This is a genomic window from Hydrogenophaga sp. IBVHS1, assembly GCF_002127265.1.
GTDB lineage: Bacteria > Pseudomonadota > Gammaproteobacteria > Burkholderiales > Burkholderiaceae_C > Hydrogenophaga.
In genome coordinates, this window is record NZ_NFUU01000001.1 from 1,397,055 (window position 1) to 1,422,131 (window position 25,077).

Annotated in this window: 18 protein-coding genes and 1 tRNA gene; 12 read left to right on the plus strand and 7 right to left on the minus strand. The window is 66.3% G+C overall.

The window, feature by feature from the left end; translation table 11 throughout:
* Positions 1-4: 4 nt before the first annotated feature.
* On the plus strand, positions 5-1,270 hold the full coding sequence (locus CAP37_RS22125) for a cytochrome c-type biogenesis protein CcmH (protein ID WP_086123471.1): 1,266 nt from the start codon (positions 5-7) through the stop codon (positions 1,268-1,270).
* A 3-nt stretch (positions 1,271-1,273) separates the two neighbouring features.
* Here CAP37_RS22125 and CAP37_RS06755 read toward each other — a convergent pair whose 3' ends face one another.
* The 6 genes from CAP37_RS06755 to hpnC all read right to left on the minus strand — a co-directional run bounded on the left by CAP37_RS06755 (position 1,274) and on the right by hpnC (position 8,410).
* Positions 1,274-2,395, minus strand: coding sequence for a DUF2855 family protein (locus tag CAP37_RS06755; RefSeq protein WP_086123472.1), 1,122 nt, complete (start codon positions 2,393-2,395; stop codon positions 1,274-1,276).
* 74 nt (positions 2,396-2,469) lie between these two features.
* The gene (locus CAP37_RS06760) at positions 2,470-3,552 is read right to left on the minus strand and encodes a TRAP transporter substrate-binding protein (protein ID WP_086123473.1); all 1,083 of its coding nucleotides are present in this window, start codon (positions 3,550-3,552) and stop codon (positions 2,470-2,472) included.
* Between the two features lie 108 nt (positions 3,553-3,660).
* Positions 3,661-4,542, minus strand: coding sequence for an alpha/beta fold hydrolase BchO (gene bchO / locus CAP37_RS21680; protein ID WP_179190156.1), 882 nt, complete (start codon positions 4,540-4,542; stop codon positions 3,661-3,663).
* Between the two features lie 9 nt (positions 4,543-4,551).
* A complete protein-coding gene (locus CAP37_RS06765) occupies positions 4,552-6,330 on the minus strand; it encodes a magnesium chelatase subunit D (RefSeq protein ID WP_179190157.1) in 1,779 nt (592 codons plus the stop codon).
* A gap of 38 nt (positions 6,331-6,368) precedes the next feature.
* Positions 6,369-7,385, minus strand: a complete 1,017-nt coding sequence (gene bchI / locus CAP37_RS06770) for a magnesium chelatase ATPase subunit I (protein WP_086123474.1) — start codon at positions 7,383-7,385, stop codon at positions 6,369-6,371.
* 95 nt (positions 7,386-7,480) lie between these two features.
* Positions 7,481-8,410: a squalene synthase HpnC gene (gene hpnC / locus CAP37_RS06775; protein WP_086123475.1), complete on the minus strand. Its 930-nt coding sequence runs from the start codon at positions 8,408-8,410 to the stop codon at positions 7,481-7,483.
* 123 nt (positions 8,411-8,533) lie between these two features.
* Between hpnC and CAP37_RS06780 the strand changes: the two genes are divergently transcribed.
* The 3 genes from CAP37_RS06780 to CAP37_RS06790 all read left to right on the plus strand — a co-directional run bounded on the left by CAP37_RS06780 (position 8,534) and on the right by CAP37_RS06790 (position 14,020).
* Positions 8,534-9,655: an efflux RND transporter periplasmic adaptor subunit gene (locus CAP37_RS06780; RefSeq protein ID WP_086123476.1), complete on the plus strand. Its 1,122-nt coding sequence runs from the start codon at positions 8,534-8,536 to the stop codon at positions 9,653-9,655.
* 7 nt (positions 9,656-9,662) lie between these two features.
* A complete protein-coding gene (locus tag CAP37_RS06785) occupies positions 9,663-12,824 on the plus strand; it encodes an efflux RND transporter permease subunit (protein WP_086123477.1) in 3,162 nt (1,053 codons plus the stop codon).
* Between the two features lie 296 nt (positions 12,825-13,120).
* Positions 13,121-14,020: a LysR family transcriptional regulator gene (locus CAP37_RS06790; protein ID WP_086123478.1), complete on the plus strand. Its 900-nt coding sequence runs from the start codon at positions 13,121-13,123 to the stop codon at positions 14,018-14,020.
* Here CAP37_RS06790 and CAP37_RS06795 read toward each other — a convergent pair.
* Positions 13,980-15,233, minus strand: coding sequence for a D-amino acid dehydrogenase (locus CAP37_RS06795; protein ID WP_179190226.1), 1,254 nt, complete (start codon positions 15,231-15,233; stop codon positions 13,980-13,982). The two genes, CAP37_RS06790 and CAP37_RS06795, sit on opposite strands and share 41 nt — an antisense overlap.
* 218 nt (positions 15,234-15,451) lie before the next feature.
* Between CAP37_RS06795 and CAP37_RS06800 the strand changes: the two genes are divergently transcribed.
* The 8 genes from CAP37_RS06800 to clpX all read left to right on the plus strand — a co-directional run bounded on the left by CAP37_RS06800 (position 15,452) and on the right by clpX (position 25,032).
* The gene (locus CAP37_RS06800; protein ID WP_086123479.1) at positions 15,452-16,804 is read left to right on the plus strand and encodes an aspartate aminotransferase family protein; all 1,353 of its coding nucleotides are present in this window, start codon (positions 15,452-15,454) and stop codon (positions 16,802-16,804) included.
* Between the two features lie 148 nt (positions 16,805-16,952).
* Complete coding sequence (locus CAP37_RS06805) at positions 16,953-17,930, plus strand: TAXI family TRAP transporter solute-binding subunit (RefSeq protein WP_086123480.1); 978 nt, start codon at positions 16,953-16,955, stop codon at positions 17,928-17,930.
* 91 nt (positions 17,931-18,021) lie between these two features.
* Positions 18,022-20,604: a TRAP transporter permease gene (locus tag CAP37_RS06810; protein ID WP_086123481.1), complete on the plus strand. Its 2,583-nt coding sequence runs from the start codon at positions 18,022-18,024 to the stop codon at positions 20,602-20,604.
* 1 nt (position 20,605) lies between these two features.
* Positions 20,606-21,247, plus strand: a complete 642-nt coding sequence (locus CAP37_RS06815; protein WP_086123482.1) for an aspartate/glutamate racemase family protein — start codon at positions 20,606-20,608, stop codon at positions 21,245-21,247.
* A 110-nt stretch (positions 21,248-21,357) separates the two neighbouring features.
* A tRNA-Leu gene (locus CAP37_RS06820) sits at positions 21,358-21,444 on the plus strand.
* Positions 21,445-21,514: 70 nt separating this feature from the next.
* Positions 21,515-22,825 carry a trigger factor gene (tig, locus tag CAP37_RS06825; protein WP_086123483.1) on the plus strand — a complete coding sequence of 437 codons (1,311 nt, stop codon included), beginning with the start codon at positions 21,515-21,517 and terminating at the stop codon, positions 22,823-22,825.
* A 184-nt stretch (positions 22,826-23,009) separates the two neighbouring features.
* Entirely contained in the window at positions 23,010-23,627 is a 618-nt protein-coding gene (clpP, locus tag CAP37_RS06830) for an ATP-dependent Clp endopeptidase proteolytic subunit ClpP (protein WP_086123484.1), read from the plus strand.
* A 139-nt stretch (positions 23,628-23,766) separates the two neighbouring features.
* Positions 23,767-25,032 carry an ATP-dependent Clp protease ATP-binding subunit ClpX gene (clpX, locus tag CAP37_RS06835; RefSeq protein ID WP_086123485.1) on the plus strand — a complete coding sequence of 422 codons (1,266 nt, stop codon included), beginning with the start codon at positions 23,767-23,769 and terminating at the stop codon, positions 25,030-25,032.
* Positions 25,033-25,077: the final 45 nt, after the last annotated feature.

Consider the following 25,077-nt stretch of genomic DNA (forward strand, 5'->3'; position numbering starts at 1 on the left):
AACCATGTCGTTGCGCCAGGTGCTTTTTCTGATCGCGTGTGTGCTGTTCTCGCAGGCCTGGGCGCAGGATCGCGGCAACGCCAAGCCCGCCGTGGCCGACCCCGCGCTGGAAGCGCGTGTGATGAGCATCGGCGCAGAGCTTCGCTGCCTGGTCTGCCAGAACGAAACCGTGGCCGCGTCGAACGCCGAACTGGCGGTGGATCTGCGCGGACAGATTCGCGAGCAACTGCGCGCCGGCCGCAGCGAGGCCGAGATCCTCGCCTTCATGTCGCAGCGCTATGGCGACTTTGTGCTGTACCGACCACCACTGAAAACCAGCACCGTGATGCTGTGGCTCGGGCCGTTTGCGCTGCTGTTGCTGGGTGGCGTTGCGCTGGTGCGGCATCTGCGTCGGCGCGCTGCGGGCGGCTTCGATGCCGGCGAGCGCACCGATACGCCCGCTGTGAGCGCCTCAACCACCGAGACGGGTGCGTACAGCGTGCGTCAGCTCACGTTGGGCGCGCTGGTGCTCACCGTGCCGGCGCTGGCGCTCTACAGCGTGCTCGGCCAGCCAGGGTCTCTGGTGCAGCCCGCCAACGCGGCGCCCACCATGGCCGATGTGGACGGCATGGTGAGGCAGATGGAGCAAGCCCTGCGCGCCCGCCCGGCGGGCAACGCCGCCGATGCGCCCGCGTGGGACATGCTGGCCCGCGCACAGGCCAGCATGCAGCGCTATGGGCAAGCGGCCGAGAGCTACGCCCGCGCCATCGAGCTCGACCCCAACGACGCCCAGCGCCTGGCCGACCGCGCCGATCTGCTGCGGCTGATCAACGGCCCCGGCGGCGCCGCCGAAGCCGAGCGGCTGGTGCAGCGGGCTTTGAAGATCGATCCGCGTCACCCTAAAGCGCTGGCGCTGGCCGCCGCGCAGGCGCCCGCCGCCACGCCGACCACGGGCATCTCCGGACGCGTCGAGATCGCACCCGAACTTCGCTCGCGCCTGCAGCCGGGCGACACGCTCTACATCACGGCCCGCCCGCCGCAGGGCCCGCGCCTGCCGCTGGCGGTGCTGCGGCTGAGCGCGTCGGCCGAACCCGTGGCATTCACCTTGAGCGACGACCAGGCCATGGCGCCTGACCACCGCATTTCCGATCACGCGCAGGTGGTGGTGGAAGCGCGCATCAGCCGCTCGGGCGATGCCATGCCGAAGGCCGGCGATCTGGTGGGCCGCACGGGCGCCATCGCCAACAGCGAACAGGGCTTGCGCGTGCTGGTGGCTGGCGTCGTGCCTTAGGCTCTAATCGCCCGCCATCGAAAGCATGTGACCGAGGCGCGGGTCCCCGCGCCCTGCCAGCACCAGCGCATGGGCGGCCGTCACCGCCTCGGGTCCGTGGTGGTGCTGCACCTTCACCCAAGGCGCAGCAGGTTCGTTCACCTGTTCGATGAACCCGTGCCAGGCGCGCGCCATGCGCTGGTTGAATTCGGCACCGCCCCAGTCGCCATGGCGTTTCTTCGCCTGCGCGGGGGCGAAGAACAGCACCGGGCGCGGCCCGGGCAGTTCTCGCGCGCCCGACAACTGGTCCACATGCGTGCCGCCGATGGAGCAGCTGTAGGCCAGTTTGTCGAAGCGGCTGTGGATGTGCTTTCGAAGCCTGCCGTTGCCCGCGAAGTCCACGTACACGCAGGGCGTGTCACTCGCCAGGGCGTCGAGCTGGTCGTAGGTGAGCACGCGGCTGTAGACGCCCAGGCTTTCGCAAAACGCCACGTTGGCGGCGGAGGTCAGCCCCACCACCTCCACCTCGGGCCGCTTCGCGAGTTGAGCCGCTGTGGCAAAGGCGGTCTTGCTGCTGGCCGAAGAGAGCAGCATGACGCCGCGCTGGCCACCCTCGCAGGTGCCGAAGAAGGCGTTGTCGGCCAGAAAATCGTCGATCAGCCACGCGGTGAGAAACAGCGGCCTGAGAAGCGCCTGCAAGGCTTCGGTGGCGGGGTTGTGCAACGGGTCGGCCGCGCAGCGAATGTACTGGTTGTAGATGGTGTGCAGCGCGGCGCGGTGTGCAGCGCCGTCCAGAAATCCTTCGGGCGAAACACGCACCGGCTGCAGCACCGCGTGCGTGGCCATGGGCCAGTAGCCGTACAGGCGCTCGCCCACTGCCACGCCTTCGCAGCGCGATTGCTCCACCACGCCGAAGCCCCACACCGGCACGATGCCCCACAGACCTTCCGCATCGTTCAACACGGGGAAGAACTGCCAGTAGCTCATGGCCTCGCCGAACGCGGCGTAGGTGATGTTGTTGGCGGTGTAGGCGAACTGATCCACGCGCACGCGCACCTCGCCCTCGGCCAGCGGCGCATCGGGCAGCGTCACCAGGCGGGTCGTGTCCAAGGCGTTCTTGCGGATCTGAAACTGGGTGGTGGTCATGGGGGCGTCTCCAAAAAAAAGAGCCCGTCACGTTCGTGGCGGGCTCCTGGGTCAGACAGTCATGTCGACGGAGGTCAGAGTTTGACGCCCGTGATGTAGCTGTCGTAGCGCCATTCAGAGAAGCGGCTCCACAGGATCTGGTCGCGCTGGAAGGCGCGCATGTCCTGGTGGATCTTCTTGAACTCGGGCGACTTGGCTTCGTGCGCAGCAAATACTTCCTGCGAGGCCTTGAAGCCGGCGTCCATCAGCGCCTTCGAGAACGGCATGAGCTTGGTGCCTGCGGCCACCAGGCGCTTCAGGGCGATCGGGTTCTGGGCGTCGTACTTGGCGGTCATGTCGCGCGCAGCCACGGCACCCGCAGCGCGCACGATGGCCTTGTTCTCGGGCGACAGGGCGTCGAAGGCCTTCTTGTTGATGAAGAACTCCAGCTCGGCGCCACCTTCCCACCAGCCGGGGTAGTAGTAATACGGTGCAACCTTCTGGAAGCCCAGGCGCTCGTCGTCGAACGGGCCGACGAATTCGGTGGCGTCCAGCGAGCCCTTTTCCAGCGCCTGGTACACCTCGCCAGCAGGCATGTTCTGTGCCACCACACCGAGCTTGGCCATGGTCTCACCGAACAGACCGCCACCCAGGCGCATCTTCAGGCCCTTGAGGTCGGCCACGGTCTTGATTTCCTTGCGGTACCAGCCACCCATCTGGGTGCCGGTGTTGCCCGCACTCATCGAGACGATGTTGAACTTGGCGTAGAACTCGTCCATGAACTTGCGGCCGTTGCCGTGTTCCATCCAGGCGTCCATGTGGCGCGCGGTCAGGCCGAAGGGCACGGCGCAGCCGAAGGCAAAAATGGGGTCCTTGCCGGTGAAGTAATACGAGGCGGTCTGAGCCATCTCGATGGTGCTGTCCTGGATTGCATCGACCACGCCGAAGGCGGGGACCAGGTCGCCGGCGGGGTGCACCGACACTTCGAACTTGCCGCCAGACAGGGCCTTGACGGTCTCGGAGAACTTCTCGGCAGAGCCGAAGATGGTGGGCAGCGATTTGGGGAAGCTGCTGGCAAGGCGCCAGCGAACAGCGGCCTGGGCATGCACGGCGGGCGCGATGCCTGCGGCCAGAACACCGGCGATGCCAGCGTTCTTGATGACGGAACGACGATCCATTGAATGAGTCTCCTGGGGAAGGGTCGAGGGTTGCGGAAAGTGGGGCGTTGCACCCCGTGTAGCCGGACGATTATGCCCGTACCCCCTGGGGCATGCCCGGCGCGGGCCTTACCCGAAGATCTGCGCCACAAGCCGCGCCGGCGCTTCCTCGTGAGCCAGATGGCCGAGGCCCTGCAGACGCACCAGCCTGCCGCGTGCGACGGGCGCGAGCCGGTCGTGGATGAGGGCGCCATGGGCGGGCGGCACGGTGCGGTCGTTTTCGCCGACCAGCAGGTCCAGCGGCGTGTGCAGGTGAGGCAGGTCGCGCGCCAGTTGCGGCAGGTTCCAGTTGGCCATCATGGCGAGCGCGCCGGCGGCGTGCTCGGGGTTGCTCACAAGCCGGTGGTACAGGGCATTGCCTGTGGCGTCGAGCGTCGAACCCGTGCCGGCCAGCAGGCGCTCGAGCACGGCGGGGTCGCGCGCTCGCCAGGCGAACAGGCGGGGCACCACCGGCGCGGCGGCCATGAGCTTGGCCACGGGTGAGAACAGCGGCCCCGCGAGCCCGCCCAGCGGCAGCACGGCGGCGTTGATGCCGACGATGCGTTGCGGATGGATGAGGCCGTCGAGCGCCATGCGGATGGCGATGGCCGCGCCGGCGGAGTGGCCGATCGCCATGGCGGGGGTGGCGTGCAGCGCCTGCAGCAGCGCGTGCAGCGCGCGCGCCATGCCAGGCAGCCCGAGCTGCGGTGAGCCTGCTCCGCCCGGTGGCATGCCCGTGAAGGCATGGCCCGGCAGGTCGGGGGCGATGACCGTGTATCCCCTTTGCACCAGCAGCGGCGCCACCTCGCGCCACGAATGGGTGGAGGCGCCGGTGCCGTGCAGCAGCAAGGCCACAGGAGCTTGTGCGGATGGGCCATCGAACACCTGCACATGCCAGGTGAGGCCGCCGGCCTGCGTGAAGCGGCTGCGCTCGCGGTGGGGCCAGTCCTTGCTGTCGCGCTGCCAGTCCATGGTTGGCGTTCAGCCGGCGGGCTGTGCCAGCAGCACAGCCTGTGTCAGCCCGGCGGCGCCCGCGTAGGGCAGCGGGATGTAGGTCGCCCCCATGGCCTGCGACAACTCGCGCGCGGCATCTGCGGGCTGCGGCGAGGTGTCGATGAGCAACGCATTCAGGCCGGTGACTGCAAACGCTTCTGCGGCAGCCTTCGCGTCTTGCGTGGCCTGCGCGCGGCCGGGCGCACCATGGCGATCGATGTTGGCGCGGCCGTCGGTCAGGAACACGGTGACCGGTGTGTCGCCGGCTCGTGCGATCTGCTGTGCGAGTTCAAGCGCCGCGCTGATGGCGTTGGCCAGCGGCGTGCCACCGCCGCCGGGCAGCGCGGCCAGCGCGCGTTTGGCCCTGGCCAGCGAGCGGGTGGGCGGCAGCAGCAGATCGGCCCCTGCGCCGCGGAACGCCAGCACGGCCACCTTGTCGCGCCGCACATAACACTCTGCCAGCAGCAACTCCACCGCGCCCTTGGCCTCGGCCAGGCGGTGCAGTGCCGCCGAGCCGGAGGCATCGACCACAAACACAGTGGTGGTGGGGCGGTGCTGGCGGTGGCGCACCACGTGAAAGTCTTCGCGTCGCACCTCGATGCGTTTGCGCGGGTGGGGCGTGGCATCGCGCTGGCGCAGGCGCTGCCAGGGTGCGGCGGCGCGAAGGGTGTCGAGCACATGCAGGCGGGCCCCGGCGCGCGGTTCACCCCGGCGCGTGCCAACAGGGCGGCCCCGGTGGGCGTGCTTCTGCAGCGCGCCCGCGGTGCCGGCGGCCCGGGCTTGCGCCTGGCGCTGCTGGCCCGCCTGCAGCGCGGCCAGCAGGCCGGGCGGCAACGCGGACTGCATTGCCTCGATGAGCTGGTCTTCCAGCGCCTGCGGGTCGGCGGGTGAGCTTTCGTTGTCTTCGTCGGCCTGAGTTTCTTCGGTGCGGTCTTCGCTGGGCGGAGGGGGTTCCTCGGCTTCAGCCTCTTGCGGCTCCGGCGGCGCGGGCACGCGCGTGGCGCGGGGGGCCAGCACCAGGCGCGCCGCCAGCGCGGCGTGCGATTCATCGGCCTCCTCGAGCCCGGCCAGCGCGGCGGCGGCCCGCACGGCGCGCAACGCCATGAGGGGTGCGCGCAGCGATGCAACGCCCCACGCCAGCGCAGCACCACACAGGGCCTGCACCAGTTCGTCGGGCACGCGCACGGCGGGCAACGCGGCGCGCGCCTGCTCAATGTCGTGTGGTGTGAACGCTGGGGTGTCGTCTGCGGCGCTGGCAGGTTCCAGCACGAGCTGAAAGGCCAGCCGGTCCAGCAGGGTGGCGGGCAGGCGTTCGTCATCGCCCTGGCCTTCGTCCAGCGCAACCAGGCCGAAGCGTGCGGGCGCGGTGTGCGCGAGACCTTCGCGTTGCAAGCGCACTTCATGCAGGTCGAGCGCGGCACTCAGGTGCGCGGCCACGTTGGGGCCACACCGTTCGGCCATGGCCAGCAGCAGCCAGCCGCCATCGGCCCGCGCCAGCAGACCACGCTGGGCCACGGGCCGGCCCGCGTGCAGCGTTGCGGCGAGGTCGAGCCCGCCGAGCAGGGCCGCGTCGGTGGCGTGATGGGGCAGGCGCAGCCAGGGTGTGCCGGCGGGCTGCAAGGTCTTGAGCAGGTTCAGCCAGGCAGCGCGCAGGGGGCTCGCGCTGGCGCGCAAGGCGACGCCACCGAGGCCCACAGGGTCCACCGCGCACAGGGCGGCGGCGAAGGCTGCATCGGCGCGAAGCTTGGGGGGGGCGAGTTCAAACATGGGCGTGCGCTGGGCTATGGCAGGCTCAGCCCGAACCGCTACGCGAGCAGTTCGGCCACGGCGCGTTCCACACGCGCGCTGGAACCCGCGTTGTCCAGCGGATTTCGGCGCAGGCGGTGGCGCAATGCGGGCGCGGCCACACGGCGGATGTGCGCGTTGCCCACGGTCTTGTCGCCATCGAGCGCAGCCAGCGCACGGGCAGCGCGCAAGAGCGTGAGGTCGCCACGCAGGCCGTCTGTGCCGAGTGCCGCACACAGCGCGCTGATGCGTTCCCGAACCGCGTCGGTAATGGCGACCTCTGGCAAGCGCTTGCGCGCGGCGGTGATCTGCTTGCGGATGCGCTCGTCGTCCTTTTGCCAGCGTTCGATGAACGCAGCGCGGTCCTGCTCGAAGGCGTCGCGGCGGCGCACCACTTCCACGCGGTCCGCCAGGGCTTCGGGCGTTTTTACCTCCACCGATAGGCCGAAGCGGTCGAGCAGCTGGGGGCGCAGTTCGCCTTCTTCCGGGTTGCCACTGCCCACCAGCACGAAGCGCGCGGGGTGGCGCACCGACAGGCCTTCGCGCTCCACCACGTTTTCGCCCGATGCGGCCACGTCGATCAGCAGATCCACCAGGTGGTCTTCAAGCAGGTTGACCTCGTCGATGTAGAGAAAGCCCCGGTGCGCCTGCGCCAGCAGGCCGGGCTCGAAGGCCTTCACGCCTTGCGAGAGCGCGCGTTCCAGGTCGAGCGCGCCGACCACGCGGTCTTCGGTCGCGCCCAGCGGCAGGTCGACCACGGGGACGGGAATGAGGTGGGATTTGGCCGCGCCGTGCAGCGCGGCGCATTCATCGCAATGGCTCGCCGATTCGGCCGGGTCGCAGCCGTAGCGGCAACCCACCACGGCGCGCATTTTCGGCAACAACGCGGCCAGCGCGCGCACGGCGGTGGACTTGCCTGTGCCACGGTCTCCGAGAACCAGAACGCCACCAATGCCGGGGTCGATGGCGGCGATCAGGATCGCCGTCTTCATCTCATCCTGCCCCACGATTGCCGAGAAAGGGAATGCCTGTGCCATATGGGAAATCAGTATGGCATGGCACCCCGGTTTCACCCCGAGGGCTTGTACTGAAACCCGTGTCTTTTAGGCGACTCAGTGCAGCCGCAAGGGCTTCACATCCACAATGCGCGCCACGCGAGGCGAGGCACATCGCCACGTTCCAGCTTCACGCGCGTTTGCCAGCTGCGGTGCTGGATGGCGGCAATCTCGTCGAGCACGGCGAGGCCGCCCTGAACCACCAGGCGCAGCTCCCAACCCGCACGCCCCGGCACGCTGCGCACCAGCGGCGCGCCCTGCTGCATGAGGCCGCGCGCGAAGCCGCAAAGCTCGGCCACCACGGCCTGCTGGCGCGCAATGGAAGCGCCGGGTTCAGCGCTTGAAGGGGGCATGAAGTCGGCCACGCTGGCACCGTGGCGTTGCAGCACATCGGCGGGCAGGTACACACGCTGGCGCGGCAGGTCCACGCTCAGGTCCTGCCAGAAATTGATGAGTTGCAGCGCGCTGCAGATCTGGTCGCTTTGTTTGAGCGAAGCCTCGTCGCGCACGCCATAAAGGTGCAACAGCAGGCGACCCACCGGTTGGGCCGAAAGGCGGCAGTAGGCCAGCAGCTCGCCCATGTTGGCATAGGGGTGCGCGTTTTCGGTGTGGCGCACGTCTTGCTCGAAGGCGCTGATGAGGTCGTGCAGGGGTTCAGTCGGCAGGACGTGCCGGCGCACCGCCCGGGCCAGCGGGCCAAACACCTGGGGCCAGCGCGGCGTGGGCACTTCGGCGGTGACAACACCCGGCAGACATTGCACCAGTTCGGCGCGGTATGCCGCGAGATCGGCCAGGCGCTCTGCCGCCGTGGCGTCGCCTTCATCGGCGATGTCGTCGGCGGTGCGGGCGAAGTGGTAGATGGCCGCCACGGTTGGCCGCAGCGGCGCCGGGCACAGCCAGGAGGCCACGGGAAAGTTCTCGTAGTGCCCGACCGAACCGCCCAGCGGCGCGGCGTGCGAAGGCACGGCTTTGGCGGGTGCAGATGGATTTTCGGGGGACGACGACATCGTGGAAATCTTGAAGAAGGGAGTGGAATTTACACTACAATTTTGATTACTAACCGGTCAGTCATTAATGATCTGACCAAATTTTTCAACCTACCCGACCCCTTGGCGCAAGCCCGTACCGCCATGAAAACACCTCACGTTCTGCTCGTGCTCACCGCCGCCGTTGCGCTGGCCGCCTGCTCCCGGCCGGAGGCGCCGCAGGAACCGATCCGCTCTGTGAAGCTGCTCACCGTGGGCTCGGGCAGCGTGAACGCCCGAGCCGAATACGCTGGCGAGGTGCGTGCGCGCACCGAATCGAGGCTGGGTTTTCGGGTCGGCGGCAAGCTGGTGCAGCGGCCGGCCGAAGTGGGTCAGCGGGTGAAGCCGGGCCAGTTGCTGGCGCAACTCGATGCGCAGGACCTGGCGCTGTCCAGCCAGGCCGCGCAGGCCCAGGTGAGCGCAGCGCAAACCCAGCGCGACCTTGCGGCGGCCGACCTCAAGCGCTACCAGGATCTGCTGTCCCGTGGTTTCGTGAGCGGCGCCGAAATCGAGCGCCGGCAGGCCACGCTGCAATCGGCCGATGCCACGCTGCGCCAGGCGAAGGCGCAGGGCGCGGTGCAGGGCAACCAGGCGGCTTACGCGCGGCTGCTGGCCGACGGCGCCGGTGTGGTATTGGCGGTGGAGGCCGAGGTGGGGCAGGTGGTTTCCCCCGGGACGCCCGTGGTGCGGCTGGCGCGAGATGGCGCGCGCGATGTCGTGATTGCGGTGCCCGAAGACCGCGTGGGCCAGATCAAGGTGGGCACCAGCGCGCAGGTGAGGCTGTGGGCCGGTGCGGCAGGTGCAGGCGCGACGCCCGCTCCGCTGGCCGCCGTGGTTCGCGAAGTGGCGGCCAGCGCAGACGCCGCCACGCGCACCTACCAGGTCAAGCTCGCGCTGCCCGACGACGCCACCGCGCCGCTGGGCGCCACCGCCTACGTAACCCTGGCACCTTCGGCCAGCCAGCTCGCGGCCGGCCCGGTGATCAAGCTGCCCACGAGCGCCCTGATGCGCTCCACCGAGGGTGACCGTTCGGGTACTGCGGTGTGGGTGTACGACGCCACCGCCGGCACGGTGCAACCGCGCCCGGTGGTGGTGGCCGGTGCCGATGGCAACGACATGGTGATTGCAGCAGGCCTGAAGCCGGGCGACGAGGTGGTGGCCGCGGGTGTGCATGTGCTCGCGCCGGGCCAGAAGGTCACGCGCTTCGCCACCACGTCCACGCAGTGAGCGCCGAATGAGCGACTCTGCCCACCCCCCCGCGCCGACCAGCAACTGGGTCTCGCGCTTCAACCTTTCGCAGTGGGCGCTGGACCACCAGGCCTTCACCCGCTACCTCATGATCGTGCTGATGCTGCTCGGTGTGGCGGCGTACTTTCAGCTCGGCCAGGACGAAGACCCGCCCTTCACCTTTCGCGCCATGGTGGTCAGTGTGGTCTGGCCCGGCGCCACCGCCGAGCAGGTGGCCGAGCAGGTGACCGACCGCATCGAGAAAACGCTGCAGGAAGTGCCGTACGCGGACAAGATCCGCAGCTATTCCAAGCCGGGCGAGGCCCTCATCATTTTTCAGCTCAAGGACTCTGCGCCGCCGGGCGAGGTGCCGCAGGTCTGGTACGCCGTGCGCAAGAAGGTGGGCGACATGCGCGGCACGCTGCCACAAGGCGTGATCGGTCCGTTTTTCAACGACGAATTCGGTGACGTGTACGGCGTGATCTACGCGCTGCAGGGCGATGGTTTTTCGCTCGCTGAACGAAAGACGGTGGCCGACGACGTGCGCCAGCAATTGCTGCGCGTGCCCGATGTGAGCAAGGTCGAACTCTTTGGCGTGCAGGACGAGAAGCTCTACATCGAGATCTCGCAGAAACGCCTGGCGGTGCTCGGCCTGAACCTGCAGCAAGTGCTCGACGCGCTGGGCCAGCAGAACGCGGTGGAGTCCGCAGGCGCCGTGCAGTCGCCGCACGATGTGGTGCAGGTGCGTGTGGCCGGTGCCTTCAACTCGGTCGAGCAGCTGCGCGCCATGCCGATCCGCGCCGGCAATGGCACGCAGATCCGCCTGGGTGACATCGCCGACATCGGTCTCGGCTACGAAGACCCCCCGGCGGTGCTGGTGCGCCACAACGGAAAAGACAGCATCGCCTTGGGCATATCCATGGCAAAGGGCGGCGACATCATTGCGCTCGGCAAGGCGCTCAAGACCACCGTGGCCGGCATCGAGGCGCGCCTGCCCGCCGGCATGTCGCTGGCGCAGGTGCAGGATCAGCCCTCGGCCGTGACGAACTCTGTGAACGAGTTCGTGAAGGTGCTGATCGAGGCGGTGGTGATCGTGCTGGCGGTGAGCTTCCTCGCGCTGGGTCTGCACCGGCGCGAAGGCGGCAAGGGCCTGCGCCGCTACACGCTGGACATTCGCCCCGGCCTGGTGGTGTTCATCACCATTCCGCTGGTGCTGGCCATCACCTTCCTGGCCATGAACTACTGGGGCATCGGCCTGCACAAGATTTCGCTGGGCTCGCTGATCATCGCGCTCGGCCTGCTGGTGGACGACGCCATCATTGCGGTGGAGATGATGGTGCGCAAGCTGGAGGAGGGCTACAGCATGGTGCGCGCAGCCACCTTCACCTGGGAGGCCACGGCAATGCCCATGCTCACCGGGACGCTCATCACTGCAGCCGGCTTCCTGCCGATCGGCCTGGCCAACTCCACCACGGGTGAATACACGTTTGCCATTTTTGCGGTGACGGTCCTCGCGCTGGTGATCTCGTGGGTGGTGGCGGTGATGTTCGTGCCTTACCTGGGCGTGAAACTGTTGAAGGTGAAGCCCCACGCCGGCGACGTGCACGAGGTTTTCGACGGCCCGTTCTATGTGCGCTTTCGCGCCGTGGTGGACTGGTGCGTTCAGTACCGCTGGATCACCATCGGCGCGACCATCCTCACCTTTGTGCTCGGCATCGTGGGAATGGGTTCGGTGCAGCAGCAGTTCTTCCCCGACTCAAGCCGGCCCGAAATTCTGGTGGACATCTGGTTGCCCGAGGGCAGCAGCATGCAGGCGATGGACGAGGTGACAAAGCGGGTGGAAAAGCGCTTGGCGGCAGAGCCTGGCGTGCGCAGCGTGAGCACCTGGGTGGGCACGGGCGTGCCGCGTTTCTACCTGCCGCTGGACCAGATCTTTCCGCAGACCAACGTGGCGCAGATGATCGTGCTGCCCAAGGACCTGAAGACGCGCGAGGTCATGCGCAAGGCGCTGCCCGCCTTGCTGGCCACCGAGTTCCCCGAGGTGCGTGGTCGCGTGAAGCTGCTGCCCAATGGACCGCCCGTGCCGTATCCGGTGCAATTCCGCGTGGTGGGCACCGACCCGGCGGTGCTGCGCGGCCTGGCCGACGAGGTGACCGTGGCCCTGCGCGCGAATCCGAACACGCGTGGCGTGAACGACAACTGGAACGAGTCGGTGAAGCGGCTGCGGCTGGAGGTGGATCAGGCCAAGGCGCGTGCGCTGGGCGTGTCGAGCCAGTCGATCGCGCAGGCTTCCCGCACGCTGCTCAGTGGCAGCACGGTGGGCCAGTACCGCGAGGGCGACAAGCTGATCGACATCGTGCTGCGCCAGCCGCTGCAGGAGCGCGATGCCATCAGCAGCCTGGCCAATGCCTACCTGCCCACGGCGAGCGGCCAGGCGATTCCGCTGCTGCAGATTGCAACGCCGGTGTTCGACTGGGAGCCGGGCGTGCTGTGGCGCGAGAACCGCGACTACGCGATCACGGTGCAGAGCGACGTGGTCGAAGGCCTGCAAGGTGCCACGGTGACGGCGGAGTTGCAGCCGGCGCTGAAGAAAATCAGCGACAGCTGGGCCGAGCGGGGTCTTAACGCCTACCGCATCGAGGTGGCGGGCGCGGTGGAAGAAAGCAGCAAGGGGTCGTCGTCGATCGTGGCGGGCGTTCCACTGATGCTGTTCATCGTGTTCACTTTGCTCATGCTGCAATTGCAGAGTTTTAGCCGATCCTTGCTGGTGTTTCTCACCGGGCCGCTGGGCATGGCGGGCGTGGCCGGTGCGCTGCTGTTGCTGAACCGGCCGTTCGGCTTTGTGGCGCTGCTCGGCGTGATTGCGCTGATGGGCATGATCCAGCGCAACTCGGTGATCCTGATCGACCAGATCGAGCAGGACCGTGCGCGCGGCGTGCCAGCCTGGGACGCGATCGTGGAAGCGGCCGTGCGGCGGATGCGGCCCATCGTGTTGACGGCTGCCGCTGCGGTGCTCGCCATGATTCCGCTCTCGCGCAGCGTGTTCTGGGGTCCGATGGCGGTGGCGATCATGGGGGGGCTGGTGGTTGCCACGGTGTTGACCTTGCTGGCGTTGCCTGCCATGTATGCGGCGTGGTTCCGGGTGCAAAGGGAGCCCAAGGACTCGTAAGGACTCCACCTCGCTGGCTCATGGACCTCAGGCGCTCTGTTCCGCGAATGTCCCCCGACGGCCTTCGGCCGTCTCCTCCTTTATTTCGCTCCACAGAGCACCTGAGATCCATGAGCTTCCAACGCTGGTGGCGCTCCACTATTCGCGCGCAAAGAGGTCATCGGCAGCCGGGGTGAGCGGCGCAGCGAAATAAAGGAGGAGGGGCGGCGAAGCCGACCCGGGGGACATTCGCGGAGCCGATCACCCCGGTTGCCGATGACCGTACCCACCCGAGAAAAAAGGAAACAATACAAGGCATGCGCCTACGCCACATCGAAGTCTTCAACGCCGTCATGCTCACCGGCAGCGTGAGCGCTGCCGCCCGCATGATCAACGTGACGCAGCCGGCCGTGAGTCGCACGCTGCAGCACGCGGAACTCCAGCTGGGTTTCCAGCTTTTTCAACGCGTCGGCGGCAGGCTCAAGCCCACGGTGGAGGCGCAGGTTTTGTACCCGCACATCGAACGGTTGTTCACCCAGCTGGATGAAGTGCAGCGTCTTTCTGCAAGCCTCAAGGCCGGGCGTGGCAAGGGGGAGCTTCGTGTGCTCACCGTGCTCGCGCTGAGCTACGAAGTTTTTCCGCGCGCCATGCGGCTGTTTCGCGAAAAACATCCCTCGGTGGTTGTGCACCATGAGGCGCTGCACTCGCCACAGATTGTGGCTTCGCTGGTGCTGCAGGAGGCCGATGTGGGTTACGTGTTCAGCGCCGTGTCGCACCCCGCGCTGGCGCAGGAACAACTGGCGCAGCGGCGCGTGGTGTGTGTGGTGCCCAAAGGCTTGCTGCCGGTGAAACAGGTCAAGGCCGGCACCATCACCCTGGCCCAGCTTTCAAAACTGCCTGTGATTGCGCTCGACGGCCAGGACCCGCTGGGCACCTTGCTGGCTCATGCCGTGCGAGACAGTGGTGCCGGGTTGCAGGAAGTCATGACCGTGCAGACCTACCACGTGGCGCTGGCGCTGGCGCACCATGGGGTGGGCGTGGCCATGGTGGAGGGTTGCACGGCAGCGTCGGCGGATCTGGAGCGGGTCGACGTTCTCGCGCTGGAACCCGAACTGGCAACCACCGTGCGCATGTTGCGCCCGACCGCGCGGCCCAATTCGCTCACCACCCGCGCATTCACGCGCTGCATGCAACAAGCCTTGCAGCAACTGGCCTGACGCTTTCATTCAGCGCGCGTGCCACGCGCTGCGCACTGCCAAAGGCGAGCGTAAAACCCAGGGCGCCGTGTCCCGTGTTGAACAACAGGTTGTGGGGCGAGCCGCGCAGCCGGCCCAGCACCGGGAACCCTGTGGGCGTGGCCGGACGCAAACCCGCCCAAGGCTGCACGTCATCAAAATTGCCGGCTTCGGGAAACACCTCGCGGGTGCTGGTCACCAGCGACGCGATGCGCTCGGCCGGGATCGCTCGATCGTGGCCCACCAGCTCGGCCATGCCGGCCACACGCAGGCGGTTTCCGATGCGTGCGAACACCACCTTGCGAGCTGCATCGGTCACATTCACCAGCGGGGCCGCGCCTGCAGCCTGGCTGGCCTCCACCGTGATGCTGTAGCCCTTGATGGGATAGACCGGCACGTCCAGCCCCAGGGGCGCGGCCAGACGGCGTGAACCGGTGCCGAGCGACACCACGAAGGCATCGGCTTCGATTCGGCCATCGCGAGTCTGGGCCGCCACGATGCGGTCGCCCTGGCGGATCAGGCCGGTGACTTCGGTCTGGAACAGAAAGCGCACGCCGCGCGCTTCCAGCGAGCGCTGCAACGCCTGGCAGACCTTGAAGCAGTCTGCCGCGCACTCACTGGGGGTGTGAATGGCGCCGGCAAAGTTTGGCGCGTGCTGCGCCAGCGCGGACTCGATGGCCACCGCTTCGGCCGGCGAGATGGCGTGCTGCACCGTGCCCAGGCTGCGTTGCAGTTCCATCTGACGGCGTGCGGCGGCAAAGGAGCTTGGGTCGGGGTAGAGCACCAGCTTGCCGGTGGCCGAGAAATCGCAGTCCAGCGGTTCCTGCGCCATCAGGTGCTCGAACCCTGCTCGGCTCTCAGACGCCAGCGCGAGCAGGCTGGCCGTGGTGCGGCGCGAGACGCTGGCGCGGCAGGCGGCCAGAAAGCGCAGGCCCCAGGCCCACTGGTGCGGGTCGAGCTGCGGTCGGAACTTCAGCGGCGAATCGGGCGCGAGCAGCAGCTTGGGCAACTGCAGCCAAAGCGAAGGGTCTGCCAGTGGCTGCACATACGAATAGCTGAGTTGCGCGCCGTTGGCACCGCTGGCGCCGGCACCGGTCTGCGCGCTGTCCACCACCGTCACCTCGTGGCCATCGCGTTGCAGTTGCCAGGCGGTGGCCAGGCCGACAATGCCAGCGCCCAGCACACAAACTTGCAGACGCGGGGTGGTGGTGGTGTTCATGAAACCGCACTGTAAGCAGACGCCGACATTCTGGAAAATGCCGTTCGCCACACGGCCCATGCCCTGAACTCATGGGCCGTGTGACGGCCGCGCCGCCATAAACCCCGGGCATGGATGGGCGACAAAAAAGCATTCTCAAACGGTGGGGGTGCTACTTACACTGCGACCGTCGCCCCAACATGCTGCATCACCGAATGAATTCCACCCGAGTCTTCCACCGCCAGTTGCGCCACGACCTGCCTGTGGCGGTGAGCGGGCAGGGCATCACCCTCACCGACGCTCAGGGCAAGAGCTACCTCGATGCCTCTGGCGGTGCGGCCGTTTCCTGCCTGGGCCATGGCCATCCGGATGTGCTGGCGGCCATGCACGCGCAGATCGACCGCCTTGCCTATGCGCACACCAGCTTCTTCACAACCGAAGTGGCCGAGGAGCTGGCCAGCGTGTTGATCGACTCCGCGCCGGCGGGCATGAGCCACGCCTATTTCGTCAGCGGTGGCTCGGAGGCGGTGGAGGCGGCGCTGAAGATGGCGCGCCAGTATTTTGTGGAGATTGGCCAGCCGCAGCGGCGCCACTTCATTGCGCGGCGGCAGAGTTACCACGGCAACACGCTGGGTGCGCTGGCTGTGGGCGGCAACGCCTGGCGGCGCGAGCAGTTCAAACCTCTGCTGATCGACGTGACGCATGTGTCGCCCTGCTACGAATACCGCGAGAAGCGCGACGAAGAAACGCCTGAGCAATACGGGCAGCGGCTGGTGGCCGAGCTGGAACAAACCATTGAGCGGCTTGGGCCCGATACGGTGATGGCTTTCGTGGCCGAGACCGTGGGCGGCGCCACCGCAGGGGTGCTGGTACCGGTGCCGGGCTACTTCAAGGGCGTGCGCGAACTGTGCGACCGACACGGCATCCTGCTGATCCTGGACGAGGTGATGTGCGGCATGGGCCGCACCGGCACGCTGCACGCCTGCGAGCAGGACGGCGTCGTGCCCGACCTGCTCACCATCGCCAAGGGTCTGGGTGGTGGCTACCAGCCCATTGGCGCCGTGCTGGCGCAGGGCAAGCTGGTAGAGGCGTTTCGACGCGGCAGCGGGCTCTTTCAGCATGGCCACACCTACCTGGGCCATGCCGTGGCCTGCGCGGCGGCGCTGGCGGTGCAGCGTGTCATTGAACGCGATGGTCTTCTGGCCCAGGTGCGCGAACGTGGTGCACAGCTGCACGCTTTGCTGCAGCGGGCCTTTGGCGAGCATCCGCATGTGGGCGACATCCGGGGGCGCGGTCTTTTCTGGGGCATCGAGGTGGTGGCCGAGCGCGAGAGCAAGCAGTGGTTCGATCCCTCGCACAAGCTGCACGCCAGCATCAAGAGCAAGGCAATGGCCAATGGGGTACTGGTGTATCCCATGGGGGGCACGGTGGATGGCCGCTGCGGTGACCACGTGCTGCTGGCGCCGCCCTTCATCAGCACGCCTGGCGAGCTGGAGCAGATCGTGGAGCGGCTGGCTGGCGCCATCGACCTTGCGATTGCGCAGGCTGACACCCAACTGACTTCATGACGCATTTGCATACCCTTCTGGGGTAAACACTAAGTCCGCAGCCCAAGGTCGGCACGATGCTTGCCTTAGGATTCAAAGGCATCGGGGACCGGCCCTTCAGGGGTACCACGATTGTTCAACCACGCAGAAAACTGCAGGAGCTACCACCATGAAAAAAATCCAACTTTGTCTGAGCGCCATGGCCGCGGCCGCCGCCCTGATGGCACCCACGGCTCCCGCCCAGGCCCAGCAGAAGTTCATGACCATCGGCACCGGGGGTGTCACGGGCGTTTATTACGCCGCTGGCGGCGCGATCTGCCGCCTGGTCAACAAGGACCGCGCCAAGCACGGCATCCGCTGCTCGGTGGAATCCACCGGGGGTTCCGTGTTCAACGTGAACACCATTAAGGCCGGTGAGCTTGACCTGGGTTTCACCCAGTCCGACGTGCAGTTCAACTCACTCAAGGGCGTGGGCCAGTTCAAGGACGCGGGCGCTTATGGCGACCTGCGCGCGGTGTTTGCCGTGCACCCCGAGCCCTTCACCGTGCTGGCCCGCAAGGAAGCTGGCGTCACCAAGTTTGAAGACTTCAAGGGCAAGCGCTTCAACGTCGGCAACCCTGGCTCGGGCACGCGTTCCTCCATGGAAGAGCTGCTGGGCGCCATGGGCTGGAAGCTGGGCGACTTCTCGCTGGCTTCCGAACTCAAGGCCGATGAACATGGCCCGGCACTGTGCGATGGCAAGATCGACGGCTTCTACTACGCCGTTGGACACCCCAGCGCCAACATCCAGGACCCGACCACGTCTTGCGGCGCCAAGCTGGTGTCCATCACCGGCCCGGCGGTCGACAAGCTGGTGGCCGAAAAGCCGTACTACGCCAAGGTCACGCTGCCAGGCGGCCTGTACCCCAACAACCCACAGCCGACCAACACCTACGGTGTGATCGCCACCGTGGTGGCTTCCAGCAAGACGCCGACGGACACGGTGTATGCCGTGGTGAAGTCGGTGTTCGAGAACTTCGACGAGTTCAAGAAGCTGCACCCCGCCCTTGGCAACCTGAATCCCGAGAACATGATCAAGGACGGCCTGAGCGCTCCGCTGCACGAAGGTGCGGTGAAGTACTACAAGGAAAAGGGCTGGATCAAGTGATCCCCACGGGCCTGCGGGCAGGCCCGGTTTGAACCCCATGGCGAAGTGATCTTCGCCATTTTTTTTAGCCTTCTCCAGCGAACCTGACGCCATGACCACAGACCTAGAAAAAGCGCCGGAAGCCTTGCAGCAACTCGTCGCCGACAGCGACACCGGCGGGCGAAAACCCACAGGCATTACGGCGGGCGTGGTGTTCGCGGTCGCGATGCTCTGGGCGTTGTTCCAGTACTGGTACGCCTCGCCGCTGCCTTTCGCACTCGGGTTCGGCATCCTCAACGACACCGAAGCACGCGCCATTCACCTTGGTTTTGCCTTGTTCCTGGCTTTCCTGGCCTGGCCCGCCTTCAAGCGCTCGCCACGCAATCGCGTGCCGGTGGTGGACTGGCTGCTGGCGCTGGTGGCCGCGTTTTGCGGCGCGTACATCATGCTGTTCTACGCCGAGCTGGCCACGCGGCCGGGCCAGCCGAACACCATGGACATCGTGGTTGGATCTGCAGGTGTGCTGCTGCTGCTCGAAGCCACGCGCCGCGCGGTGGGCTGGCCCATGGCCGCCCTGGCGGTGATCTTTCTGGCTTACTGCCTGCTCGGCCCGCACCTGCCCGAGGTGCTTTCGCACAAGGGTGCTTCGGTCAACCGGTTGATCTCGCACATGTGGCTCACCACCGAAGGCGTGTACGGCATCGCGCTCGGTGTGTCGGCTGGCACCATCTTTGTCTATGTGCTGTTCGGCGCCTTGCTGGATCGCGCGGGCGGCGGCAACTACATGATGCAGGTGAGCTTCGCGGCCCTGGGCCACTTGCGCGGCGGGCCCGCCAAGGTGGCGGTGGTGTCGTCTGCCCTCAACGGCATGATTTCCGGCTCGTCGGTGTCCAACGTGGTTTCTGGCGGCATCTTCACCATCCCGCTCATGAAGAAGGCGGGCTATGGTGGCGTCAAAGCCGGCGCCATCGAGACCATGGCCTCGGTCAACGGCCAGATCATGCCGCCGGTGATGGGCGCTGCCGCCTTCCTGATGGTGGAGTACGTCGGCATTCCGTACGCCGACATCGTCAAGCACGCTTTTCTGCCGGCCACGCTGTCATACATCGGACTGCTCTACATCGTTCACCTCGAAGCGTTGAAGATGGGCATGCAGCCGATCATCAAGACCACGCCCAAGCCTTGGCGCATTCGCGTGCTGCGCAATGCGATCGGCATCGCGGGGAGCATCGCCGTGGTGTGCGCCATCTATTACCTGCTGCAGGCCATCAAGGCGGTGATGGGCCCCGTGGCGCCTTACGCTGTGTCCGCCGTGGTGCTGGCGCTGTACCTGTTCTCGGTGAAGCAGGCGGCGGGTTGTCCCGATCTGCCGGACGACATCGACATCGAACATCCCAAGGCGCTGGAGACCTGGCCCACGGTCCGCGCAGGTCTGCACTACCTCATGCCGATCGCCATGCTGATCTGGTGCCTGATGGTCGAAGAGATGTCGCCATCGCTCTCCGCCTTCTGGGCCGTGACCACGCTGGTGGTGCTCATGCTCACGCAGCGCCCGCTGATCGCCATGTTTCGCCGCGCCAGCACGGCCGGCACCTGGCTGGCGGGCTGGAATTCGGTGGTGGGCGGTTTCAACGACGGCTCGCGCAACATGATCGGAATTGGCGTGGCCACGGCCACGGCAGGCGTCATCGTCGGCGCCATCACGCTCACCGGCCTGGGCCTGCGCATGACGGAGTTTGTGGAGTTCGTGGCGCAGGGCAATGTGATGGTGATGCTGCTCTTCATCGCCTTCGTGTGCCTGGTGCTGGGCCTGGGCGTGCCCACCACCGCCAACTACGTGCTGGTGGCCACGCTGATGGCGCCCGTGGTGGTGGAACTGGGCGCGCAGTCCGGCCTGATCATTCCGCTCATCGCGGTTCACCTGTTCGTCTTCTATTACGGGATCATGGGTGACATCACACCGCCGGTAGGGCTGGCCACCTTCGCGGCGGCCGCCATCTCGGGTGAGGACGCCATCGAGACGGGTGTGCAGGGTGCGGTGTACGCGCTGCGCACGGTCATCCTCCCTTTCATCTGGATATTCAACCCGCAGCTGCTGCTGATCAACGTGCACGGCTGGGGCGAACTCATTCGCCTCGTGCTCGCCTGCACCTTGGCCACATTGATTTTTGCTGCCGTCACCATGAACTGGTTTCGCGTGAAGAGCCGCTGGTGGGAAACCTTGCTGCTCTCCGTGGCCGTGGTGCTGCTGTTCCGCCCCGACTTTTTCATGGACCGCATCGAACCCGAGTACCGCCTGGTGCCGGCGGCGCAGGTGTACGACGTGGCGCGCGATGTGCTCACCGATGACCGCGTGGTCATGGTCATACAGGGTCTGACCATCGAAGGCGATGAGGTGAAAAAGACGGTGGCCCTGCAACTGGGCGACCAGGGGCCGGATGGCCGCAAGCGCCTGTCTGACGCTGGGCTGCAGCTCATGCCGCTGGGTGACGCGGTGCAGATCGGGCAGGTGAAGTTTGGTACGCGCGCCGCCAAGTCCGGCTTCGAGCAGGGTTGGGATGTGACGGGTGTGCAGGTGCCGACCGACCGGCCCACGCCACACTGGTTCTACCTGCCCGCGCTGGTGCTGGTGCTGCTGGTGTGGTGGACCCAGGGTCGCCGCATGCGACCCGTGCCGCTGGCTCAAGCCGCCTGACATGCGCATCGCTCTCATCCACGCCCTGTCTCATTCGGTGGCTCCCATCAACGAAGAGATGGAACGCGCGTGGCCCGAGGCTGTGCGCATGAACCTGCAGGACGACAGCCTTTCGGCCGATCTGGCGAACAGCGGCAAGGGGCTTGACGGCGCCATGCACCGCCGCTTCGAAGCCCTTGCGGCTTACGCCGAGGGCACCGGTGCGGACGCGATCCTGTTCACCTGCTCGGCTTTTGGTCCGTGCATCGAGGCGGTGGCCGCGCGCCGGCCGCACATGCCGGTGCTCAAGCCCAACGAGGCCATGGTGGCCGAAGCGGTGGCGCGCGGTGGCCGCATTGGGCTGGTGGCCTCGTTCGCGCCCACGCTGGTCTCCATGCCGCCGGAGTTCCCGCCCGGCACCGAGCTCGTCACCTGCCTGGCCGAAGGCGCCATGGATGCGTTGAACCGGGGCGATGACGCCGGTCACGACGCGCGCGTGGTGGAAGCCGCGCACTGGCTCGCAGGCCAGGGCTGCGATCTGATCGCCGTGGCCCAGTTCAGCATGGCACGCGCCCAGCGCGCCATACACAAGGCCACGGGCCTTCCCGTGCTCACCACGCCCGGCAGCGCGGTGCGGGTGTTGCGCCAGCGGCTGGGCGCCTGAACGGGCAAGGCGGGGAGAAGCGCAGCGGCTACAATCTAGGGTTGCCGTGAAGTGGACAACCGGCCGCTCAGCGAACCCCTTGCGCTGCGTCGGAAAACCCCCTACGAGGCGCGCGGGTGGCGAAATTGGTAGACGCACCAGGTTTAGGTCCTGACGCCAGCAATGGTGTGGGGGTTCGAGTCCCCCCCCGCGCACCACACCACAGACAAAGACATTTCCCCGGGTCGGCCAGACAGGCTGGTTGACCACACCCTTTTGGAGAAAACCATGACCGTGACCGTTGAAACCCTGGAAAAGCTGGAGCGCAAGATCACGCTGACGCTGCCAGCCAATGTGATCCAGAACGAAGTGTCCAACCGCCTCAAGCGCATTGCTCGCGACGTGAAGATGGATGGCTTCCGGCCCGGCAAGGTGCCCATGAACGTGGTGGCCCAGCGCTATGGCTACTCGGTGCACTACGAAGTGATGAACGACAAGGTGGGCGAGGCTTTTGCCAGCGCTGCCAACGAAGCGCAACTGCGCGTGGCCGGCCAGCCAAAGATCACCGAGAAGGAAGGCGCGCCCGAAGGCCAGCTGACCTTCGACGCCGTGTTCGAGGTCTATCCCGAAGTGAAGATCGGCGACCTGGCCACCGCCACGGTGGAGAAGGTGTCCGCCGAAGTGGACGATGCCGCCATCGACCGCACGCTCGACATCCTGCGCAAGCAGCGTCGCACCTTCGCGCAACGCGCGCAGGACCAGGCCGCACAGGACGGCGACCGCGCCACCATCGACTTCAGCGGCAAGATCGATGGCGAACCCTTTGAGGGCGGCAAGGCCGAGGCCTTCCAGTTCATCGTGGGCGATGGCCAGATGCTGAAGGAATTCGAAGATGCCGTGCGCGGCATGAAGATTGGCGAATCCAAGACCTTCCCGCTGGCTTTCCCGGCCGATTACCACGGCAAGGACGTGGCTGGCAAGACGGCCGACTTCCTCGTCACTGTCAACAAGCTTGAAGCCGCCCACCTGCCCGAAGTTGACGAAGCTCTGGCCAAGTCGCTCGGCATTGCTGAAGGCACCGTGGAAGGCCTGCGCGCCGACATCCGCAAGAACCTGGAACGCGAGGTGAAGTTCCGCCTGCAGGCCCGCAACAAGCAGGCCGTGATGGACGCACTGATTTCCAAGGCCGAGCTGGACCTGCCGAAGTCGGTGGTGCAGTCCGAGCTGGACCGCCTGGTGGAAGGTGCCCGTGCCGACCTGAAGCAGCGCGGCGTGAAGGATGCCGACAAGGCGCCGATTCCCGAAGAGCTGTTCCGCCCGCAGGCCGAGCGCCGTGTGCGCCTGGGTCTGGTGGTGGCCGAGCTGGTGCGCGCGAACGAGCTGCACGCCAAGCCCGAGCAGATCAAGGCCCACATCGAAGAACTGTCTGCTTCTTACGAGAAGCCGGGCGATGTGGTGCGCTGGTACCAGAGCGACAACCGCCGCATGGCCGAAGTCGAAGCCATCGTGATCGAAAACAACGTCACGGAATTCGTGCTGGCCAAAGCGCAAGTGACCGAGAAGCCGGTCAGCTTTGACGAGCTGATGGCCCAGTCCTGATCCGACTGAGCGGCCAATGGAACAGGGCGGAGCGATCCGCCCTTTCTTTTTTCAGTTCGTCCCCCATCTGCCGTTGTCGGCGGTCCACCCCTGCAGGCGCTCCGGTCTTGCACCGGGCGGGCAGGCGGCCACGGCGGGTTGGTTACAGTAGTGACATGGCAAGCATCAACACATGGAGAAACGCATGAGCGCAATGGACATTCAAGGTTTGGGCATGGTGCCCATGGTCATCGAGCAGTCAGGCCGCGGCGAGCGCTCTTACGACATCTACTCGCGACTCCTCAAGGAACGCGTGATCTTTCTGGTGGGTGAGGTGAACGACCAGACCGCCAACCTGGTCGTGGCGCAACTGTTGTTCCTGGAGAGCGAGAACCCCGACAAGGACATTTCGTTCTACATCAACTCTCCAGGCGGCAGCGTGACCGCCGGCATGGCGATCTTCGACACGATGAATTTCATCAAGCCCGATGTGTCCACGCTGTGCTGTGGCTTTGCCGCCAGCATGGGCGCATTCCTTCTGGCCGCTGGCGCCAAAGGCAAGCGCTTCTCGTTGCCGAACTCCAAAGTCATGATCCACCAGGTGCTGGGTGGCGCACGTGGCCAGGCCACCGACATCGAGATCCATGCCCGCGACATCCTTCGCACCAAGGATCAGATGAACCGTATCCTCGCTGAGCGCACCGGTCAGCCGCTGGAGAAGATCCGGCACGACACCGAGCGCGACTACTTCCTCACGGCCTCGGAAGCCCAGGAATACGGCCTGATCGACAAGGTCATCGAGAAGCGCCCTGGCACGACCTGAAGCCTCGCGGCAGGCTATTTGGCCTTTTTGAAGGTGTAAATGGGGGACTTGGTGCCAATTCCGGCGCTTTTCCCCCGTTTGTCGCCGCTCACCCTTGAACTATCATTGTTGACATCGCGTCATCCGAGCTCCCCAACCTATGGCAGACAAAAAAGCCGCCTCCAGTGAAAAAGCGCTCTACTGCTCCTTTTGCGGCAAGAGCCAGCACGAGGTGAAGAAGCTGATCGCCGGCCCCTCGGTGTTCATCTGCGACGAGTGCATCGACCTCTGCAACGACATCATTCGCGATGAGTTGCCCGGTCTCGAGTCGGTCAAAGCCTCGGGCGACGACGTGCCCACGCCCGCCCAGATCAAGGCCAACCTGGACAACTACGTCATCGGTCAGCAACCCGCCAAGCGCGCGCTGGCGGTGGCCGTCTACAACCACTACAAGCGTCTGCGCCACAAGCAGACCGCTCGCAAGGACGACGTGGAGCTGGCCAAGAGCAACATCCTGCTCATTGGCCCCACAGGATCCGGCAAGACGCTGCTCGCCCAGACCATGGCGCGCATGCTCAATGTGCCGTTCGTCATGGCGGATGCGACAACGCTGACCGAAGCCGGCTACGTGGGCGAAGACGTGGAAAACATCGTGGCCAAGCTGCTCCAGAGCTGCAACTACGACGTCGAGCGGGCGCAACAAGGCATTGTGTACATCGACGAGATCGACAAGATCACGCGGAAGTCCGACAACCCATCGATCACCCGCGATGTTTCAGGTGAGGGTGTCCAGCAGGCCTTGCTCAAGCTTATCGAAGGCACCATGGCCTCGGTGCCGCCGCAGGGTGGCCGCAAGCACCCGAACCAGGACTTCCTGCAGGTGGACACCACCAACATCCTCTTCATCTGCGGCGGCGCGTTCGCCGGGCTGGAGAAGATCATTGACAACCGCACCGAGGCTTCCGGCATCGGTTTTGGCGCCACCGTCAAGAGCAAGCAACAACGCAGCGTGACCGATGCCTTCAAGGAAATCGAGCCGGAAGACCTGATCAAGTTCGGCCTGATCCCCGAGCTGGTCGGCCGCGTCCCCGTGATTGCCGCGCTTTCGGAACTCAGCGAGGATGCGCTGGTCGAAATCCTGACCGAGCCCAAGAACGCCGTCGTCAAGCAGTTTTCGCGCCTGCTGGCCATGGAAGGCGCCGAGCTGGAAGTGCGCCCCACAGCGCTCAAGGCGATTGCCCGAAAGGCGCTCGCGCGCAAGACCGGCGCACGTGGATTGCGGTCGATACTGGAAAACGCGCTGATCGACACCATGTTCGATCTGCCGGGCATGAGCAATGTAGAGAAGGTGGTGGTCGATGAGTCCACCATCGATGAGAACAAGCCGCCCCTGCTGGTGTACCGCGAAGCGGCCAGGCAGGCCTGAATGGTTCAGCGGCGCGCGCCCTGAAAGCGCGCCGAGCTGGTTGAT

What these genes read in the sequence shown, in the direction of transcription:
- CAP37_RS22125 (WP_086123471.1), top strand. Translation starts at nt 5, where the DNA reads ATGTCGTTGCGCCAGGTGCTTTTTCTGATCGCGTGTGTGCTGTTCTCG.
- CAP37_RS06755 (WP_086123472.1), bottom strand. Translation starts at nt 2,395, where the DNA reads ATGACCACCACCCAGTTTCAGATCCGCAAGAACGCCTTGGACACGACC.
- CAP37_RS06760 (WP_086123473.1), bottom strand. Translation starts at nt 3,552, where the DNA reads ATGGATCGTCGTTCCGTCATCAAGAACGCTGGCATCGCCGGTGTTCTG.
- bchO (WP_179190156.1), bottom strand. Translation starts at nt 4,542, where the DNA reads ATGGACTGGCAGCGCGACAGCAAGGACTGGCCCCACCGCGAGCGCAGC.
- CAP37_RS06765 (WP_179190157.1), bottom strand. Translation starts at nt 6,330, where the DNA reads ATGTTTGAACTCGCCCCCCCCAAGCTTCGCGCCGATGCAGCCTTCGCC.
- bchI (WP_086123474.1), bottom strand. Translation starts at nt 7,385, where the DNA reads ATGGCACAGGCATTCCCTTTCTCGGCAATCGTGGGGCAGGATGAGATG.
- hpnC (WP_086123475.1), bottom strand. Translation starts at nt 8,410, where the DNA reads ATGTCGTCGTCCCCCGAAAATCCATCTGCACCCGCCAAAGCCGTGCCT.
- CAP37_RS06780 (WP_086123476.1), top strand. Translation starts at nt 8,534, where the DNA reads ATGAAAACACCTCACGTTCTGCTCGTGCTCACCGCCGCCGTTGCGCTG.
- CAP37_RS06785 (WP_086123477.1), top strand. Translation starts at nt 9,663, where the DNA reads ATGAGCGACTCTGCCCACCCCCCCGCGCCGACCAGCAACTGGGTCTCG.
- CAP37_RS06790 (WP_086123478.1), top strand. Translation starts at nt 13,121, where the DNA reads ATGCGCCTACGCCACATCGAAGTCTTCAACGCCGTCATGCTCACCGGC.
- CAP37_RS06800 (WP_086123479.1), top strand. Translation starts at nt 15,452, where the DNA reads ATGAATTCCACCCGAGTCTTCCACCGCCAGTTGCGCCACGACCTGCCT.
- CAP37_RS06805 (WP_086123480.1), top strand. Translation starts at nt 16,953, where the DNA reads ATGAAAAAAATCCAACTTTGTCTGAGCGCCATGGCCGCGGCCGCCGCC.
- CAP37_RS06810 (WP_086123481.1), top strand. Translation starts at nt 18,022, where the DNA reads ATGACCACAGACCTAGAAAAAGCGCCGGAAGCCTTGCAGCAACTCGTC.
- CAP37_RS06815 (WP_086123482.1), top strand. Translation starts at nt 20,606, where the DNA reads ATGCGCATCGCTCTCATCCACGCCCTGTCTCATTCGGTGGCTCCCATC.
- tig (WP_086123483.1), top strand. Translation starts at nt 21,515, where the DNA reads ATGACCGTGACCGTTGAAACCCTGGAAAAGCTGGAGCGCAAGATCACG.
- clpP (WP_086123484.1), top strand. Translation starts at nt 23,010, where the DNA reads ATGAGCGCAATGGACATTCAAGGTTTGGGCATGGTGCCCATGGTCATC.
- clpX (WP_086123485.1), top strand. Translation starts at nt 23,767, where the DNA reads ATGGCAGACAAAAAAGCCGCCTCCAGTGAAAAAGCGCTCTACTGCTCC.